Source organism: Janthinobacterium sp. GW823-FHT03B06 (genome assembly GCF_058796955.1).
The window spans coordinates 377,532-395,603 of sequence record NZ_JBXAJE010000005.1 but is presented as its reverse complement, the minus strand read 5'-3'; the positions used below and the strand labels follow the sequence as shown (position 1 = coordinate 395,603).

General features: G+C 65.8%; 13 protein-coding genes. 6 read left to right on the top strand and 7 right to left on the bottom strand.

All coding sequences use genetic code 11. The features are described 5' to 3' along the window. Window positions 1-26 precede the first annotated feature (26 nt). The 3 genes from AC1RBA_RS19145 (at window position 27) to AC1RBA_RS19135 (ending at window position 3,960) form a co-directional block, all read left to right on the top strand. A complete protein-coding gene (locus tag AC1RBA_RS19145; protein WP_099410643.1) occupies window positions 27-941 on the top strand; it encodes a DMT family transporter in 915 nt (304 codons plus the stop codon). A 176-nt stretch (window positions 942-1,117) separates the two neighbouring features. Continuing rightward, entirely contained in the window at window positions 1,118-2,311 is a 1,194-nt protein-coding gene (locus tag AC1RBA_RS19140) for an aminotransferase-like domain-containing protein (protein WP_492419595.1), read from the top strand. 290 nt (window positions 2,312-2,601) lie between these two features. Continuing rightward, a complete protein-coding gene (locus tag AC1RBA_RS19135; RefSeq protein WP_492419594.1) occupies window positions 2,602-3,960 on the top strand; it encodes a diguanylate cyclase in 1,359 nt (452 codons plus the stop codon). Window positions 3,961-4,169: 209 nt separating this feature from the next. Here the strand turns inward: AC1RBA_RS19135 and AC1RBA_RS19130 are convergent, their stop codons facing one another. From AC1RBA_RS19130 to AC1RBA_RS19110, 5 genes are all read right to left on the bottom strand, one after another. Further along, window positions 4,170-6,431, bottom strand: coding sequence for a TonB-dependent hemoglobin/transferrin/lactoferrin family receptor (locus AC1RBA_RS19130; RefSeq protein WP_492405097.1), 2,262 nt, complete (start codon window positions 6,429-6,431; stop codon window positions 4,170-4,172). A 241-nt stretch (window positions 6,432-6,672) separates the two neighbouring features. Next, a complete protein-coding gene (locus tag AC1RBA_RS19125; RefSeq protein WP_492419593.1) occupies window positions 6,673-8,250 on the bottom strand; it encodes an FGGY-family carbohydrate kinase in 1,578 nt (525 codons plus the stop codon). Window positions 8,251-8,253: 3 nt separating this feature from the next. After that, window positions 8,254-8,493 carry a hypothetical protein gene (locus AC1RBA_RS19120; RefSeq protein WP_492419592.1) on the bottom strand — a complete coding sequence of 80 codons (240 nt, stop codon included), beginning with the start codon at window positions 8,491-8,493 and terminating at the stop codon, window positions 8,254-8,256. 111 nt (window positions 8,494-8,604) lie between these two features. Next, window positions 8,605-10,173 (bottom strand): glycerol-3-phosphate dehydrogenase/oxidase, encoded by a 1,569-nt coding sequence (locus AC1RBA_RS19115; RefSeq protein ID WP_492419591.1) that lies wholly within the window; start codon window positions 10,171-10,173, stop codon window positions 8,605-8,607. Beyond that, a complete protein-coding gene (locus AC1RBA_RS19110; RefSeq protein ID WP_492419590.1) occupies window positions 10,170-11,780 on the bottom strand; it encodes an FAD-binding oxidoreductase in 1,611 nt (536 codons plus the stop codon). The genes AC1RBA_RS19115 and AC1RBA_RS19110 overlap by 4 nt, the downstream gene beginning before the upstream one ends. 139 nt (window positions 11,781-11,919) lie before the next feature. Between AC1RBA_RS19110 and AC1RBA_RS19105 the strand changes: the two genes are divergently transcribed. From AC1RBA_RS19105 to AC1RBA_RS19095, 3 genes are all read left to right on the top strand, one after another. Next, on the top strand, window positions 11,920-13,002 hold the full coding sequence (locus AC1RBA_RS19105) for an AraC family transcriptional regulator (RefSeq protein ID WP_492419589.1): 1,083 nt from the start codon (window positions 11,920-11,922) through the stop codon (window positions 13,000-13,002). 71 nt (window positions 13,003-13,073) lie between these two features. Continuing rightward, the gene (locus AC1RBA_RS19100; RefSeq protein WP_099410649.1) at window positions 13,074-13,856 is read left to right on the top strand and encodes a 3-hydroxybutyrate dehydrogenase; all 783 of its coding nucleotides are present in this window, start codon (window positions 13,074-13,076) and stop codon (window positions 13,854-13,856) included. A gap of 168 nt (window positions 13,857-14,024) precedes the next feature. Then, a complete protein-coding gene (locus AC1RBA_RS19095) occupies window positions 14,025-14,873 on the top strand; it encodes a DUF2071 domain-containing protein (RefSeq protein ID WP_492419588.1) in 849 nt (282 codons plus the stop codon). On the opposite strand, the gene AC1RBA_RS19090 is transcribed toward AC1RBA_RS19095, so the two are convergent. Both AC1RBA_RS19090 and AC1RBA_RS19085 read right to left on the bottom strand, forming a co-directional pair. Continuing rightward, the gene (locus AC1RBA_RS19090) at window positions 14,845-16,479 is read right to left on the bottom strand and encodes a methyl-accepting chemotaxis protein (protein WP_492419587.1); all 1,635 of its coding nucleotides are present in this window, start codon (window positions 16,477-16,479) and stop codon (window positions 14,845-14,847) included. The genes AC1RBA_RS19095 and AC1RBA_RS19090 overlap by 29 nt on opposite strands. Window positions 16,480-16,624: 145 nt before the next feature. Beyond that, entirely contained in the window at window positions 16,625-17,869 is a 1,245-nt protein-coding gene (locus tag AC1RBA_RS19085) for a cyclic di-GMP phosphodiesterase (RefSeq protein WP_492419586.1), read from the bottom strand. Window positions 17,870-18,072 lie beyond the last annotated feature (203 nt).

Genomic DNA, 18,072 nt, shown 5'->3' with positions numbered 1-18,072 from the left:
ACCTATCAGCCAGTATCAGGAAAAACATGCCATCGACTACCAGTACCGCCCCCGCCAGCCATCCTCCCCGCCTCGGCGCCGACCGCAAAGGCCTGCTGCTGGGCCTCATCGCCGTCGCCCTCTTCAGCCTGACCCTGCCTTTTACGCGCATGGCCGTCGCCGAACTCGATCCCACCTTTGTCGCCCTGGGCCGCGCCCTGGTGGCCGCCGGCCTGGCCGGCCTGTGGCTGTGGCACCAGCGCGCGCCGTTGCCGCGCCGCGAACAATGGCTGCCGCTGGCGCTTGTGTCGCTGGGCTGCGTGCTGGGCTTTCCCTGGCTGACGTCGATCGCCATGCGCAGCCTGCCCGCCTCGCACGGCGCCGTGCTGGTGGGCATCCTGCCGCTGGCCACTGCCGTATTTGCCGTGCTGCGCGGCAAGGAGCGGCCTTCCGCAGGGTTCTGGCTGATGGCCCTGCTCGGCACGCTATTGGTGGTGGCGTTCGCGTTGCGCCAGGGCGGCGGCAGCTTCCACCTGGCCGACTGGCTGATCTTTGCCGCCGTGCTGCTGGCAGCACTCGGCTATGCCGAAGGCGGGCGCCTGGCGCAAACGATGCCGGGCCAGCATGTGATTTCCTGGGCGCTGCTGCTGGCCGTGCCTTTTGTCTTGCCCGTGACGCTGTGGAACGCCTGGCCGCAACGCGCGCTGATGGCGCAGGCCAGCAGCGTGGCCTGGCTGGGTTTTGCCTACATCTCCGTGTTTTCCATGTTTATCGGCTTCTTTTTCTGGTACCGTGGCATGGCGCTGGGCGGCGTGGCGCGCGTGGGGCAGACGCAGCTGCTGCAGCCTTTCCTCTCCCTGGTGGGCGCGGCCGTGCTGCTGAATGAGCCATTGACGGGCGAAAGCCTGCTGTTTGCCGGCGCCGTGATCGCCGTCGTGGGCATCGGACGCAAGCTGAAGTAAGGTTCCCTGACGCCCATTTGCAACGCCGTTGCGCGTGCGCATGGGCACGGCGGCGTGCAAGCCGTACAATACCGCAGCACCATGGCGACGCCTATCCGGCGCCGCTTGCGCACGCACCGCCACAAGCGGGCCAACAAATCCAGCCGGCGCAGCTCGGCATCTTCTGTGAGACTCGTATGAAAATTGAAAATCCGAATCCGATCCAATGGCGCTTTGCCGAACGCGCGGAACAGCTGCAAAGCTCGTTCATCCGCGAAATCCTGAAGATCACGCAGCGTCCCGAGATCATCTCGTTTGCCGGCGGCCTGCCCTCGCCCGCCACCTTCCCCGTGGAAGAAATGAAGACCGCCTTCGACAAGGTCCTGTCGAACAATGGCAAGGTGGCCCTGCAATACGGTCCCACCGACGGCTACCTGCCGCTGCGCCAGTGGATCGCCGACTCGCTCTCCGGCAATGGCAGCACCATCCTGCCCGAACAGGTGTTGATGACGTCCGGCTCGCAGCAGGCGCTGGACTTGCTGGGCAAGGTGCTGATCGACGAAGGCAGCCGCGTGCTGGTGGAAACCCCCAGCTACCTAGGCGCCCTGCAGGCGTTTTCCGTCTACCGTCCCGAATTCGTGTCCGTCGATACCGATGACGAAGGCCTGGTGCCGTCGTCGATCAACCCCGTCGCCGATGGCGCGCGCCTGTTGTACGCGCTGCCGAACTTCCAGAACCCGACGGGCCGCAGCCTGTCCGTGGCGCGCCGCGTGGAACTGGTGGAAACTTGCGCCCGCCACGGCCTGCCGCTGATCGAGGATGATCCGTACGGCGCTCTGAGCTACAGCGGCGAGCCGTATCCGAAGATGATCAACATGAATCCGGACGGCGTCATCTACATGGGCTCGTTTTCGAAAGTGCTCACGCCCGGCATCCGCCTCGGCTACGTGGTGGCGCCGATGCCGCTGGTACGCCGCCTGGAACTGGCCAAGCAGGCGGCCGACCTGCACACCTCGCAGCTGACGCAGATGGTCGTGCATGAAGTGATCAAGGACGGTTTCCTGGAGCGGCATATCCCCAGCATCCGCAGCCTGTACGGCAACCAGTGCCAGGCCATGCTGTCGGCGCTGGAAGAGCACTTCCCGGCCGGCGTCACCTGGACGAAGCCGGAAGGCGGCATGTTCATCTGGGTCACCCTGCCGAAACACATCGATGCGATGAAACTGCTCGATGAAGCCATCGCCAACAAGGTCGCCTTCGTGCCGGGCGCGCCGTTCTATGCCAACACGCCGGACACGCACACCTTGCGCCTGTCGTTCGTGACGGTGCCGCCGGAACGCATCCGCGAAGGCATCGCCATCCTGGGCAAACTGATCGCCGCAAAAATGTAATCGCACTCTCCACGCCCCGCAACTGCGGGGCGTGCCCCCCGCTGCCCCGGCGCCACCGGGCACGCATCTTTGCCGTTTAAAAACAGCTTTCACGATAGCAACTGCGTTTATTTATTTTTAAAGATAGCATAAAAATAATATTTTCACGCCTCGCGCAGCATCGATTTTTTCACCCAAAAAATTGGCGAGGCGGTATGATTTGACCGCTGCATCAGATTTGAGCCCGGTCAGCATCACCGAAAATGCAGCAAACGCTGGCAGCGCAGAGTACATCGAGAAGGCCGGAAGCAATGAGTCCAGGCAGTGTGGAGCATTCCCAGCGGCATGAAGCCGCCATTTTGATTGTCGACGATGCGCCGGCCAACCTTGAGCTGCTGCGCAAGCTGATGAGCGAACAGGGTTATCAAACCTATGTTGCCACGTCCGGCGAGCGGGCGCTGGCGATTGCCCAACGCGCCCAGCCCGACCTGATCCTGCTCGACGTGATGATGCCGGACATGGACGGCATCGAGACGTGCCGCCGCCTCAAGCAGCATCCGCTGACGCAGCGCATCCCCGTCATCTTCATGAGCGCCAGGACGGAAACGGAAGACGTGGTGGCCGGCTTCGACTGCGGCGCCGTCGATTACATCAGCAAGCCGCTGCGCATGGCCGAAGTGCGCGCGCGCGTGCGCGCCCAGCTGCAAATCCGCAGCAACAATGAAACCCAGCAGGAACAGGCCGAGCGCCTGCGCACCATCGTCAACAACATGGCCGAGGGCTTGCTGATCATCGAGGCGAACGGGCGCATCCAGTACACCAACCCGGCCTGCGACCAGTACCTGGGCTACCGCGAAAACGAACTGGCCGGGCGCTTCATCGGCGAGCTGCTCAGCCCCCTCGTGACGCAGGAATACCTCGACTACTTCGCCATGCACGCGGCCAATCCGGAAAAGGCGCACAACCACGGTACGCGCGAAGTGGCGATCCGCCACCGCAACGGCGCGGCGCTGAGCATGGACCTGACCCTGACGCCCATGTATCTGCGCCAGCCCCTGTATATCGGCCTGCTGCACGACATCACGCACCACAAGCAGTCGGAAGACGCGCTGCAGCGCGCCGCCTATCTCGATCCGCTGACCCAAATAGCCAACCGCCGGCATTTCGACAGCTTCCTGGAAAAAGAGTGGCAGCGCGCCGTGCGCGGCGGCGGCGCCCTGTCGCTGGTGGTGCTCGACGTCGACCACTTCAAGCTGTACAACGACAGCCTGGGCCACCCGGCCGGCGACAGCTGCCTGCAGCAGGTGGCGCAAGCCATCGATGCGCATGCTAGCCGCTCCGGCGACCTGGCGGCCCGCTACGGCGGCGAGGAATTCGTCCTGCTGTTTGCCGATACGGACGCGGCCAGCGCCCTGCACCTGGCCGAGGCCATCCGCGCCAGCATCGAAGCGCTGCGACTGCCGCATCCGCGCTCCACCACCTCGCCGTGGATCACCGTCAGCATCGGCGTGGCGACCATCCGCCCGCACCAGCTGGACGACCGCGAAGCGCTGTTCGTCGCCGCCGACCGCGCCCTGTACGTGGCCAAGGAAGCGGGCCGCAACCAGGTCCGCGCCACGCACTCGGGCAGCACGGCATGGGAAACGGTCAAGGCGATCGTTTTACGTTGACGTTTGAAGTTGGAAGTTCAACGAAACATGTCGCGAACCAAGAGTGGGCCCACGCCCGATGCAAAGGCACTCCGGGCCAAGCGGGCCTGAAAAATGTCGAGGGCAAGGCGCAGCGACGCAGACAGTACGCATGTACGGCAAGGAAGCTGCAACGCTGCCATCGGCATTTTCTCAGGCCCGCGTCTCCGGCCCGCCATTTTCAGAAATAATCAGAATTTTCTCGACACGCTCAATTTCGCATTGCGCCCCACACCGGTGACCGCCTCGCTCAGGTAGGGCATGTAATTGCGGTTGAAGACATTATCGACCGTCAGCCGCACCTCCGTGCCGCGCCACACGCCCTGCCTGCCATTCCATGACGCGAACAGGGTATGCAGCGCATAGCCTTTCGACGGCGGCAGGCGGTACACGTTCCCCACCGGCAGCACGCGCTCCTGCTTCGCCACGAAGCGTCCCTGCCAGCCCATGCTGGCGCCCAGGTCGGGCATGCGCCAGCCCAGGCCCGCCATCAATTTATCGGGCGCGATGGTCGACACGGGTTCGTCCCGGCCCCACGGGTCGCGCTGGGAACCGGTGCGCGTGCCGCGCTGCTTCGACAGCGAGGCGCTGGCAAACAGGCGCGGCGAATTGTAGTAGGACTCCACTTCCACGCCCTGCGTATGGAAACCGGCCAGGTTGCGGTAGTCGGACAGCGCCGGCGGCACCTTGCCCGAGCCCGGCTCGTAGCCTTCGACCAGCACGCCCAGGCGCGGGCCGATATTGTCGCTGACACGGTTGCGGTAGACCGTCAGGCGCAACTGCGCGTCGTCGCGCTCCATGAACACGTTCTGGCGGTGCAGCATGGCGCCCGCGCGCACGGCCGTCACGCGCTCGACGGCCAGATCGCGGCTGGTGCCCGGCGTCGATGAACCGAGCCTGGACGACACATAGTATTCGTTCGAATACATCTCGTCGATCGTGGGCGCGCGCCAGGTGCGGCTCAAGTCGCCGAACAAGGCCAGCGTGCCGGACGCCTTCCAGAACAGGCCCAGACGGGGCGACCAGTCTTCGTGCGCCTTTTCGCTGAAGTCGTGGCCGGCCGCCGCCAGCGGACTGTTGTAGCGCGGCGCCTTGTTCGGCACGCCCTCGGAGACGACCCGGTCGTGGCGCAAGGCCGCCGTCAGCGTCAGGTCGCCATACGTCATCGCATCCTGCAGATACAGGCCCGTCGTTTCCTGGCGCCCGGCCGGCATGTAGTAGGGCTGGAAGTAGCCGTAGTTGTAGCTGGGGTCCTTCAACGCCGTCGACGACGGGTAGTACATCAGGGTGTCGCGCACATTCTTGTGCCATTGCAGGCCCGTTTGCAGCACGTGCGACACGGCGCCCGTCGCAAACACGCTTTCGTTGCGCACTTCCGCGATGCGGTCCACGTACGAGGCCCAGCTCTCGTTGCCCAGGGAGCCCAGGTAGGAACCCGGCGAAGCCGATGGCAGGCGCTTGTCATGCTGGTCCGTGTGCGAATAGCCGGCGCTGGCCGTCAGCTTGATCCATGGATTATCTTGCGGCGCGTACTGCCACTTCACGGAATAGGTGTCGTCGTCCTGGTCGCGGTAGACGGCCTTGCGCTGCCACGCCTCTTCCAGTCCATATTTTTTGATTTCCGCCTCGGTCGGCGTGGGCACGTCCTCGCCCATGGCGGCGAACGGGCCCCAGCCCGAACTGCCGCTCTTCATCGCCGTCAGGGTCAGCAGCTGCTCCGGCGTCAGCCGGATATTCAGCTTGGCCAGGCTCGATGGCGCGTCGATGGCGGAAAAGCGGAATGGCTTGCCGTCAGGCTTGCGCAAATCGTCGGACTTGCGCCGCGTGGTGAAGGCCATCGCGTCGAAGCGGCCGTCTTGCGTGCGGCCGTAGACGGCCACGGTGGCGTCGTTTTCTGCATTGTTCGAGTGGCGCGAGTACTTGAGCATGGCGCCCACGCTCTCGCCGCCTTCGAGCAAGTCCTGCGCATCCTTGGTCTCGACCGTGATGACGCCGCCGAAGCCGCCATTGCCGTACAAGCTCGTATGCGCGCCCTTGTTCACTTCGATCTGCTTGATCAGTTCCGGCTCGATGAAGATGGAACCCTGGCGGTATTTTTCAAAACCCTTGGGCACGCCGTCGAGGATGACTTTCACGTCCTGCACTTTGTTGAAGCCCCAGATATTGAGGCTCTGGCCGCTGGGACGGGCCGTGCCGGCCAGGTCCACGCCAGGCAAGGTGTCGAGCAAGGACGCGACATTGTCGGCCTGCTGGCGTTCGATGTCGGCGCTGGTGATATACGAGCGTCCGGCCGTGCCGGCGCTGATGGCGTCGCCAAACACGCTGATGGCCGGCATCTGTACCGCATCGGCCTTGTCCGCCTTCGCTGCCGCCCACGCATGGCCGTGCGCGCCGCCCAATGCCAGGGCCAGCGCGGCGGCCAGCGGGGTCAATCGTTGTTTGCTGCTCTTCATCGCTATCCTTGCCTGGGTTTGCTTGATGCTTGTGGAATGAAAAACGCTGGGCAGAGGACAGGCGGTGCACGATCAAGCGGCGGCGTTGACGGAAGCGTTGCGGCGGAACCCTGCCCGCGCGGACACGCCGCCGGCGCATGGCCGGCGGCGCACTGCAGTCACCGGGATACGTTGCCTTGGTGAAATGCGGAACACATCATATACTGGATGAGAATGATTCGCAATAGCATTGATGGCGTAGTTACTCCGGATAGCCGGTGATGTCGGCGATCTCGCGGTACAGCGGTTGCAGCCGCGCATACATCTTGCTGTACACGCGCCGGTACAGCTGCTCATAGATTTTACGGTGCTCGGGATGGGGCTGGAAGACCTTGCCCCTGCGCGTCATCGCTTGCACGGCGGCGGGAAAGTTTGCATGCCAGCCCAGGCCCACGCTAGCGGCGATGGCCGCGCCCAGGCCCGAACTTTCATACACGTGGGCGCGCGCGGCGGGCAAGCCGAAGATGTCGGCCGTCAGCTGCATGGCCGCATCGCTTTGCGAGCCGCCGCCCGCGATGCGCAGCTCCGTGATGGCGATGCCGCTGCGCCGCTCGATGCGCTCCTTGCCTTCGCGCAGCGCATACGCGAGGCCTTCGAGGATGGCGCGGTAGATGTGCGCGCGCGTGTGCACATCGCCAAAGCCGATCATGGCGCCCTTCGCTTCCGGCCCCGGCACCTTGATGCCGGGACTCCAGTACGGCTGCAGCATCAGACCCATGGAGCCGGGCGGCACGGCCTCGACCAGGCGGTCGAACAGCGCTTCGGCAGACAAGCCCATGCCATCCTCGGCAGCCGCCGCCCGTTCGCGGTCGCCAAACTGCTCCTTGAACCAGTTGACCATCCAGTAGCCGCGGAAAATCTGCACTTCCGTGCTGTAGGCGCCGGGCATGGCGGCCGGGTACGGCGGAATAAAACGCGTCACTTCCACGTACTTGCGGCTGGTCGTGTTGATGGTGGCCGTGGTGCCGTAGCTCAGGCACGCCACGTGCGGTTCGACGCAGCCGGCGCCCAGCACTTCGCACGCCTTGTCGGCGGCCGCCGCCAGCAAGGGCGTGCCCTCCGGGATGCCCGTCGCCGCGGCGGCCGACGCCGTGATGGCGCCCATGCGCGTGCCCGGCGTCACCAGTTCCGGCAGCATCGAGCGTTGTATCGCCAGCGCCTGCCACTTCCAGTCGAAGCGCCCGGCCCAGGCATGGCGCTTGTAGTCGAACGGGATGTACGCCACCTGCGAGCCCGTCGAATCGATATATTTTCCGCACAGGCGGTGATTCAAAAAGCCCGACAGCAGCAGGAATTTGTGCGTGCGGCGCCAGATGTCGGGCTGGTGCGCCGCGATCCAGTTGATCTCGGCCTCGCGGCGGAAGTACGTGATCGTGCCGTCGAGGCGCGTGGCGCGGAAGGCGGCGCGCCACCACGGCGCCAGCGGGGGAATGTCGCGCGTGCTGCGCTGGTCCAGCCAGGTGATGGCGGGCCGCAGCGGTGCGCCGTGTTCGTCCACGTTGACCACCGTGCCGCGCTGCGTCGTCACCGCCACGCCGGCCACCGAGGATTGATTGATGTCCGTGCTGCGCCACAGCTGCTGGCACGCTGCGCACACGGCTTGCCAGTAGCCGTCGGCGTCGTGCTCGGCCCACCCGGGGTGGTCCGAGTAATACGCTTCGAGGAACACTTGCGCCTTCGCCGCCAGCGTCCCCTCCCGGTCGAACAGCAGCGCGCGCACGCTTTGCGTGCCATTGTCGATGGCAAGAATGTACGGCCCCTGGCCGGAGACGCTGGTCATCGCTTATGCCAGGCTGGCCAGCGCGGCGCGCAGCGCCTGCAGCAGCGCCTGCGGATCTTTTTCAGGCTGCGCGCTGAAGACGGGCACTTCCCAGTCCTGCCCGCGCACGGCCACCACGCGCAAGCGCCCCTGTTCGCTCCAGGCCGGATACCAGCCCACGTCGACGATGTCGCCATTCGCGCACGTGATTTGCAGCAGGTCTTCGCCCAGGTCGTCGACGAGGGTATCGATGGGCTGGCGCAAGTCCAGCGGCGACAGGCTGTCGTAGGTGATGCGGGCGTCGCCCAGCGCCAGGGGCTGGCCAAACAGGGTCGTGTCGATGATGCTCTCCTCTTGTTTATTTTTTATGGCTTTTCAATCGCCCTGCGGCACGCTGTAATGGCGGCACCACAAGGCCAGGTAGCGCCGCTGTTCTTCCTCCCAGCGCGCATCGTCCCAGCCCAGTTCATGCTGACAGATGGCGCGCAGGCGCGGCATGATAGCAAGCGCGCCGCCGGCCAGCTGCAAACCGAGGCGCGTGCGTCGCAGCAGCAAGTCGTCCAGGTGCTGCACGTCTTCCATGCGCGCGCCCCAGCGCAGCTGCGCCCACAGCGTCTGCGTGCCGGGAATCGGCTCGAGTTCACCGTCCCGCGCCGCATCGCACAGGGCCTGCGCCCCCGCGCCATGACGGCCCAGCAGGCGTTCGCGCTGCTCGCCGTCGAGCAGCAAGGCCTTGCCCGACAAGGGCGGCGTGGCGTCGAAAATCGGCAGCGGACGCAAATCCGCCTGCCAACCCGGCAGCAGCGGCGCGGCGCGCCGCAAGGCGTCGAGGGCGATCACGCGGAACGTCGTCAGCTTGCCGCCCGCCACCGTCAGCAAGCCGTTTTCCAGCCATAGCGCATGTTCGCGCGCTTCCTTCGACGGGTCAAGCCGGCCGCTGTCGATCACGGGGCGCACGCCGGCAAACGTGGCCAGCACGTCGTCTTCGCCCAGCGCCAGCTGCGGGAATTGCCAGCGCAGCGCCGCCAGCAGGTAATCGAGTTCGCCGCGCGTGATGGCCGGTTCCAGGTCCAGGCTGGCGCCGTGGTCGACATCGGTGGTGCCCACCAGGGTCACTCCCTCCCACGGATAGGCAAACACGGGGCGGCCATCGTGCGGGTGCATCAGGCTGACGGCTTGCGCCAGCGGCAAGCGCCACGCCGGCAGCAGCAGATGGCTACCGCGCAGGGGCCGCAGTTTCGGCTGCTCTCCCACCTGGCCGCGCAAGGCGTCGGCCCAGGCGCCCGTGGCGCTGATCACCAGGCGCGCGCGCGTGGTGAATGTCGCGCCATCGACCGCATCGTTCAAGGTGGCGCCGGCGACCTTGCCATCTTCGCGCAGCAGCGATGCCACGCCCAGGTAATTGACGGCCACGCCGCCATGACGCCGTGCCTCCTGCAGCACGCGCAGCACCAGGCGCGCGTCGTCCGTCTTGGCGTCCTGGTACAGCATGCCGCCCCGCAGCCCGTCGCGCCGGACGTGCGGCGCCAGCATGGCAAAGTCAGACGCATCGACATAGCGGCGCGCGCGCTTGCCCGCCATCACGTCGTAGATGGCCAGGCCCAGCATGAACTGGTGCCGCCCCGGCTTCCTGCCCGCGTAGTCGCCGAAGGCGAAGCCTTGCGGCTCGACCAGCCCGGCCGCATCCGCCAGCAAGGCTACCCGCTCGTGCACCGACTCGCGCGTCATGGCGAACTGTCCCTGCTTCAGGTAGCGCAAGCCGCCGTGCACCAGCTTTGATGACCGGCTCGACGTGCCCCAGGCGAAATCGCGCTGTTCCACCAGCAGCGCCTTCAAGCCGCGCCGCGCCGCTTCCAGCAGGATGCCGGCGCCCGTGATGCCGCCGCCGACGATCAGCACATCCCACTCGCGCGCCAGGACGCCAGGCAGATCCGCCCTGTTCACGATGGGCCTCCGGCCTCGGGCAGCAGTTTGCCGGGATTCATCATGCCCTGCGGGTCGAACTGGCGCAGCAGCGCACGCATGGCGGCGATGCCCAGTTCTCCCTTTTCGGCCATCAGCCACGGCGCGTGGTCCGTGCCCACGCCATGCTGGTGGCTGATGGTGCCGCCGTTGGCGACGATGGCGGCGCCGGCCGCGTCTTTCAAACTGCGCCAGCGCGCCATGTTGTCTTCATACGTGGACGCCAGCCGGTACACATACGTGGTGTAGACGCTGGCGCCCTGCGCATACACGTGCGACAAATGCGTGTACGCGTGCACCTGCTCGCCGTGCTGCGCCAGCGCGCGGGCGCCCGCCTGCTCCAGCGCCGCCATCATGGGCGCCACGCGCGGCCAGTCGACGGCCGTTTCCACCGTGTCGATGACATAGCCGTGTTCCCACGCGCCGTTGCGCAGGTAGACGTTGCGAAAGCGTCCCTGCTTCCACTTGTCGCCCATGTGGCGCCCCACGTGCACGCCCCCGTGCCGCCGCGCCAGCGCCAGCGCCCCGCGCAGGGCCGCGCGCGCCGGTTTTTCGTCGCCGCTGACGCCAAGCATCAGCATGCACTTGCCTTCGCCGCAGCCGCGCAGCGACAGGTAGCCTTCCAGCAGTCCCACGAGTTTTTTATGGCCGGCCAGGGTCAGCATGGTTTGCGTTTCGACCGCGTTCGACAGGCGCAGCATGCACAGGGACAGGCGTGACTGGGCCAGCGTCCGCACGGCCGCCTGCGCCTGGCCCCAGTCGGCGAAAAACACGGCGTGGAACGCCTCATACGGCGGCAGCGGCGAAACGCGCACGGTGGCCTGCGTCACGATGCCCAGCCGCCCTTCGGAGCCGAGCACCATTTCGCGCAGGTCGATGCCGGCCGCCGAGGCGGGAAACGTGGGGATGCTCAAGGTGCCGGACGGCGTTTCCACCTCGCCGCCCGCGAACAGCTGCTCGATGCGGCCATAGCGCAGCGATTGCTGGCCCGACGAGCGCGTGGCGATCCAGCCGCCCAATGTGGAATACTCGAACGACTGCGGATAATGGCCCAGGGTGTAGCCCTGCGCGCGCAGCTGCGCCTCCAGGTCGGGGCCATACACGCCCGCGCCGAACGTGGCCAGCTGCGCCTCGCGGTCCAGGTGGCCCAGCGCGCACAGGCGCACGAGACTGATCGACAGCACGGGGCGCGGCCCCGCCGCCACCGTCAAATGCCCGGCCACGCTGGTGCCGCCGCCATGAGGAATGACGGTCACGCACGCCTGACGCGCATACGCGAGCAGCTGGCGCACCTGCAGCGCGCTGTCGGGAAAGGCCACGCCGTCGGGCACCGCGCCGATGCGGCCGTGGCGTAATTTAAACCAGTCGGGCAGACTTTGACCGAGCGCATGACGCACGCGCGTGGCAGGCCGGGTGTCGATCAGCGGATGCGGCGCCAGGCGCGAGGCGGGCACCTGCGCGCAGGCGTCGTCGAAGCTGGCGTCGGCTATGCCGCTGCCCGGCCCCAGGCGCTCGCGCAGGAATGCCAGCGCATCCTCGTTCAGCGCATACACGATGCTTTCATCTCCCCAGCCATTCCAGCGTTGCATGGACATCCCCTGTATTCGGCCAGTTGCGCGCCACGGCGGCTTGCTATACTGTTCTTGCCTGATTTTCTTGCTAGATCAATAGCATATGCCGCCACAGACGAAGGGTATTGGTTTTTCATGACAATCGCATTGTTCCATCATGACAAGCACTGACGGCCGGGTCGCCGGCGCCTATCTGCTGCCGCTGCTGGAAGCGGCCGGCGCCCACGGCATCGATAGCGTCACCCTGGCGCAGGCGGCCGGCGTGGCGCCGCACGGCCTGGAAGCGTCCGCAGCCAGCCTGGCCGCGCGCGACTACGTGCGTCTGCTCGATGCGGGCGCGCTGCTGGCGGGCGACGCGCATTTCGGCCTGCACGTGGGCCAGCGCGTGCGCATGGGCACGTACAGCGCGTATGGCTTGATCTTGCTCAGTTGCAGCAACGTGGGCCAGGCGCTGGAACAGACGGCCCGCTATGAACGGCTGGCGCACGACCTGGGCCGCTCGACCCTGCAGCGCGACGGCGCCATCGCACATTACCGCTGGGCCAGCAACTATCCGGGCGCCGGCCGGCACCTGGTCGACAGCGTCTTTGCCGGCGTCAAGGTGTGCGGCGACTGGCTGGCGGGCATGCCGCTGCCGCCGGCCCGGCTGGCCTTTACCCACGATGGCGGCGGCGACTTGCTGCGCCATGCGGCGCACCGCGACGAATACGTGCGCGTGCTGGGCAGCCTGCCCGCCTTCAACGCCCCCGCCAACACGGCCACCTTCGACGCGCAATTGCTGGACTGGCCCGTGCCGAACGCGGACGTCAGCCTGTATCCCGTGCTGTGCCGGCATGCGGAACAATTGCTGGCGCAGCGCGAGGCCGAAGCGGACACGGGCGCCGGCATCGATGCGCAGGTGCACGCGGCCATCGTGGGAGGCTTGCGTCAGGGTTCGGCGCGGCTGGCCACCGTTGCCGCAGCACTGGCCGTCACGCCGCGCACCCTGCAGCGCAAGCTGGCCGACGCGGGCACCAGCTTCCAGGCCGTGCTGGATCAGGCCCGCTATGGCCTGGCGCGCGACTATCTGCGCGAGCCGGACCTGTCGCTGGTCGACATCGCCTTCCTGCTCGGCTACCAGGAACAAAGCGCGTTCAACCACGCGTTCCGCACCTGGTCAGGCACCAATCCCGGCGCCTGGCGCCTGCAGCAATTACAGGAAAAGCAAGCCGGCTTACAGGCGTGCGCGGGCCATGCCTGACGCGTTTTCTGGCTATACTGGCAAAGTCTGACTTCCCACGATCACTCCAACCCGCAATGCAAAGGATTAATATGCAACTCAAAGACAAAGTCGCACTGATTACCGGCGCCGCCAGTGGCATCGGCAAGGAAATGGCCATCGAATACGCAAAACAGGGCGCCAAGGTCGTCATCGCCGACCTGGTCCTGGAAGCGGCCAGCAAGACGGCCGAGGAAATCAAGCAAGCGGGCGGCCAGGCGTTTGCCGTCGCCATGGATGTCTCCAGCGAAGAACAGGTCGACAAGGGCGTGGCCGATGCCGTGGCCCACTTCGGCGGCATCGATGTGCTGATCAGCAATGCGGGCATCCAGATCATCAGCCCCGTCGTCGATTACCCGTTCGACCAGTGGAAAAAGATGCTGGCCATTCACATGGACGGCGCCTTCCTCACCACGCGCGCCTGCATGCGCGAAATGATCAAGGCGGGCCGCGGCGGCGCCATCATCTACATGGGTTCCGTGCACTCGCACGAAGGCTCGCCGTTCAAGAGCGCCTACGTGGCGGCCAAGCACGGCTTGCTGGGCCTGGCCAAGGTGGTGGCCAAGGAAGGCGCGAAAGACGGCATCCGCGCCAACGTCATCTGCCCCGGCTTCGTGCGCACGCCGCTGGTCGACAAGCAAATCCCCGAACAGGCGGCCCAGCTGAACATCAGCGAAGAAGACGTAATCAAGAAAGTGATGTTGAAAGACACGATTGACGGCGAATTCACCACCACGCAGGACGTGGCGCAAACGGCCATCTTCCTGGCCGCCTTCCCGTCGAACGCCCTGAGCGGACAATCGATCGTCGTCAGCCACGGCTGGCATATGCAGTAATAGTGACGCCCGCCCACATCGGCTGCGCGGCGCCCTGTGCGGCCTGCGATGCTCGCTGTGCTCCAGCACAGCTGCGCGTCTCGGCCACACATCGCTGCCGCTCGCGATGATGTGGACGGGCGCTGTTGCGTGAGTGTTACCCCTCAGTTTTTCCCCGAAAGTTCTCAATTGCAAGACAACACTTACCGCCACCCGCGCGCGGGCTGGCCGGGGCGCGTGTTTGCCGCGCTCGCCAACTGCACGCATTTCGCCAAGCTACGCCAGGCCGTCATGTCGCGCCTGCCCTTCCTGACCCTGCACAGCGACGTGCGCGACGTCGTCTACGTAAGCTGGCTGGTCGACGCCGCTGCCGCGCAGAACTTATTGCCGCCAAGCGTGGCCCTGTGGCAGCGCGACGGCAAGACGCCATTCACCGTGCTGACCTACCGCCACGGGCATTTCGGCCCTGCCCTGCTCGGCCCGCTGCGCCGGTTGCTGCCGTCTCCCCTGCAAAGCAACTGGCGCCTGTACCTGGAGCGCACGCCAGCGGGCGCACCGGATGTGCCTTGCGTGTATTTTTTGAAAAACATCATGGCCAGCCTGCCGCATGCGCTGGGCACGCGCCTGTTCAGCGATATCCTGCCCACGCACCTGGCCGCCGGCATGGCGCTGGAGGTCACGGCCACGCAGGCCCGCTGCAGCATTGCCAGCGGCGCCGGCAGCGCTCCGGCGCTCGATGTGCAGGCGGCCATCACGGCGGCGCATGGCCTCGATGCCGAATGGCAGCAACTGTTCGGCAACTGGCGCGACGCCGTCGCTTTCCTCGCTTGCCAGGATGCGGCCATCGCGCACGTGCCGCGCAACGGCAAGCTGGTCTTCGGCGAAATCGACTTGCCCGTTGATGTGGATCAAGTGCAAGCGCTGACAGCCTTGCGCGCCGACTGCGGCTTGCTGGGGCAGTTGCCGCCCGTATCGAAGCCGTTTGCCTTCCTCGTGCCCAAGGTTGCCTTCAAGGCGCTGTCAGAGCGCCTGCTGTAACGCGGCGCTCCGGCGCGGGCGCGGGCGGGCCGCCGCGCCGCCGCTCCAGCTTGAACAGGGCCATCGCTTGCTCCAGCTGCAAGGCCTGGTCTTGCAGCGATGCGGAGGCGGCCGCCGATTCCTCGACCAGCGCCGCGTTCTGTTGCGTCACTTCATCCATTTGCGTGACGGCCATGTTGACCTGGCCGATGCCATGGCTTTGCTCGCGCGAGGCCGAGGCGATCTCTTCCATGATGCCGTGCACGCCCTGCACGGCGCCCAGCATTTCGGCGCTGCTGACGCCCGCCTGCTGCGCCAGCTTCGCGCCCGCCTGCACTTGCTCCAGCGACGCCGTGATCAATTGCTTGATTTCCGTGGCGGCCGCCGCGCTGCGATGGGCCAGGCTGCGCACTTCGCCCGCCACGACGGCAAAACCGCGCCCCTGGTCGCCCGCGCGCGCCGCTTCGACGGCCGCGTTCAAGGCCAGAATATTCGTCTGGAAAGCGATGCCTTCGATAATGCCCGTGATGTCGCCGATCTTCTTCGACGAGACGTTAATGCCCTCCATCATGCGGACCATCTGCCCGACGATTTCGCCGCCGCGCCCTGCCAGGCCGTGCACCTTGCCCGCCATGTCGCTGGCCTGCACGGCGTTGCCGCTATTTTGCTGCACCGTGGCCGCCAGCTGCTCCATGCTCGACGCCGTCTGCTGCAGGGCCGAGGCCTGCGCTTCCGTGCGGCCGGACAAATCCATATTGCCGGCGGCGATTTCCTGGCTGGCCATGCTGATGCGCAGGAAATTGCCGCGCACGTCGCCAACGATGGAATGCAGGTTCACGCGCAGTTGGCGCAAGGAACGCAGCAACTGTCCCATCTCGTCGCGCCGCGTGGTGTCGAGCTCGCCCGTCAGGTCGCCGCCCGCCATCACGTCGCAGGCCTGGCGCGCCCGCTGCAGCGGTTGCAGCACGGCGCGGTGCAAGCTGTGCCAGAAATACAGGGTCGCGCACAAGGCCAGCACGGACAGGCCCGTCAGCCAGCCGTGGGCCGCAGCCGGCAACGCGCCCGCATTCCACGCCAGTTGCAGCAGTAATACCAGGCTCAGCAGGCCCAGGTTCCAGCCGATGCGCTGGCCCAGCGGCAGGTCGCGCAAGCGCGCCAGCCTGGCCAGCCAGCCCGTGCGCACGGCCGCGCCCTGGCTGATGACGATGCCGTCGGCCTGCCCCGCTTTGATGCGCGCATACAGGGCGGACGCCTGCGCCACTTGCTGGCGCGTGGGCTTGGTGCGCACGGACATGTAGCCGACGGCCACGCCGTCTTCGACCACCGGCGTCACGTTCGCCAGCACCCAGTAATAATCGCCGCTCTTGCAGCGGTTTTTCACCATGCCGCTCCACGAGCGTCCCGAGCGGATGGTCGCCCAGAAATCGGCGAACGCTTCGGCCGGCATGTCCGGATGCCGGAGGATGTTTTGCGGCGCGCCGATCAATTCTTCCGCGCTGTAACCGCTGACGGCGATGAAATACGGGTTGGCATAGGTGATATTGCCTTGCAAGTCAGTAGTCGAGACGATGGTCTCGCTATCGCTCAGTGTGATTTCGGTATCGCTGACGGGAAGATTGAGTCGCATGGTCACATCCTCAAAAGTAGCCCGTACGGTGACGGGTTTGCGGACAAGGAACGGTCGCCAGCCAGCAAAGCGGGCACGGCACTGGCACCATTATTTTAATATTTTATTATTAACAAAATGCACTTTATTACGGCCCTGCCGGCCGTCATGCCACGGCAGGTTCGCCGGCCCAGTAACGGTCGATGTCCTGCAGGCGCCACTGGGCTGCGCTTTCCGTGGAAACGATGCGCTCCTGGCAGCCCGGCGCGGCCAGATCGAGCAGAGTCGGGACGATGCAGGTGCCGGCGCGGATGGAAAAAAACACGCGCACGGTGGGCTGGGTCAGCGGCTTGCCCGGCGACTGTCCCACCACCACGGCCAGGCGCTCCGACTGCAGCCGCACCAGGGTGCCCAGCGGATAGATGCCCAGGCATTTGACGAAGGCGGCAAACAGTTGCGCGTCCAGGTGCCCGCCGCGCCAGCCTGCCATGCGGCGCAGCGAATCGGCCGGGCACCAGCCCTGCTTGTACGGCCGGTTCGAGGTGATCGCGTCGTACACGTCGCAGATGGCGCCCATGCGCGCAAACAGGCTGATTTCCTCGCCGCGCAGCCCCTTGGGGTAGCCGCTGCCATCGAGTTTTTCATGGTGGTGCAGGCACACGTCGAGCGCCACCGGGTCGATCTCGCCCACTTCCTGCAGCATGCGGTGGCCGGCGGCCGGATGGGCGCGCACGGAGGAAAATTCCGCTTCGCTCAGGCTGCCCGGCTTGTTGAGGATGGCGGACGGCACGGCCATCTTGCCGATATCGTGCAGCAAGCCCGCCAGACCGGCCGAGCGCACCTGCTCGGGCGCCAGGCCCAGCTCCCTGGCCAGCGCCGTCATCAGCGCGCATACGGCCACCGAGTGCATATACGTGTAATTGTCGGCGGATTTCAGGCGCGCCAGGCCCAGCAGGACGTCGCCGCCGCGCTGCATCGAGGCGGCAATATCGTCGACCAGTTCGTAAGCTTGCGCCGCGGACAAGGCCTTGCCCATGCGCACCTCGTCGAACATCGTCTGCACGGCCTGGCGCGAGCGTTCGATCAGGCGCCGGGCGCGCGCCAGCTCCTCCTCGCGCGAGCGGGGCGGGCCCGGATCGGCGACGGTTTTGCTTGCGGGCACCGTCGCTGGCGCGGCCGCGGGAGCGCCTGCCGCGGCAGGCGGCGCGGCGGGCGGCGCGACTTGCGGCGCCTGCCCGCGCGTCGTGTCGATCCACACTTCGCACAGGCGTGCCGAGCGGATACGCTCGAGGTCAGCCGGCGACTCCAGCAAGAAAGAACGCGTCCAGAAAGGGGTATCGAGCCAGGAACGGCCCAGACGTTCGACATACATTCCCAGCATCAGTTCGCTACTCGTTATTTTTTTCAGCACGGCGGTTCTCCAGACATTCAGATCGCAGCATTTACTTGCGCATTATCAATATCATACGCCAAAAATAACGATTACAGCAAATATATTGTTTTATATGGCAGAATCACAACATAAATAAAAATAATCACCAATTCTATCATTTTCATTTCATAAAATATTGAATCAACAAATATATCAATTCAGCCATATTGCCTACGCTGAAC

Coding starts and splice junctions, on each gene's coding strand:
- AC1RBA_RS19145 (WP_099410643.1), top strand. CDS start 27: ATGCCATCGACTACCAGTACCGCCCCCGCCAGCCATCCTCCCCGCCTC.
- AC1RBA_RS19140 (WP_492419595.1), top strand. CDS start 1,118: ATGAAAATTGAAAATCCGAATCCGATCCAATGGCGCTTTGCCGAACGC.
- AC1RBA_RS19135 (WP_492419594.1), top strand. CDS start 2,602: ATGAGTCCAGGCAGTGTGGAGCATTCCCAGCGGCATGAAGCCGCCATT.
- AC1RBA_RS19130 (WP_492405097.1), bottom strand. CDS start 6,431: ATGAAGAGCAGCAAACAACGATTGACCCCGCTGGCCGCCGCGCTGGCC.
- AC1RBA_RS19125 (WP_492419593.1), bottom strand. CDS start 8,250: ATGACCAGCGTCTCCGGCCAGGGGCCGTACATTCTTGCCATCGACAAT.
- AC1RBA_RS19110 (WP_492419590.1), bottom strand. CDS start 11,780: ATGCAACGCTGGAATGGCTGGGGAGATGAAAGCATCGTGTATGCGCTG.
- AC1RBA_RS19105 (WP_492419589.1), top strand. CDS start 11,920: ATGACAAGCACTGACGGCCGGGTCGCCGGCGCCTATCTGCTGCCGCTG.
- AC1RBA_RS19100 (WP_099410649.1), top strand. CDS start 13,074: ATGCAACTCAAAGACAAAGTCGCACTGATTACCGGCGCCGCCAGTGGC.
- AC1RBA_RS19090 (WP_492419587.1), bottom strand. CDS start 16,479: ATGCGACTCAATCTTCCCGTCAGCGATACCGAAATCACACTGAGCGAT.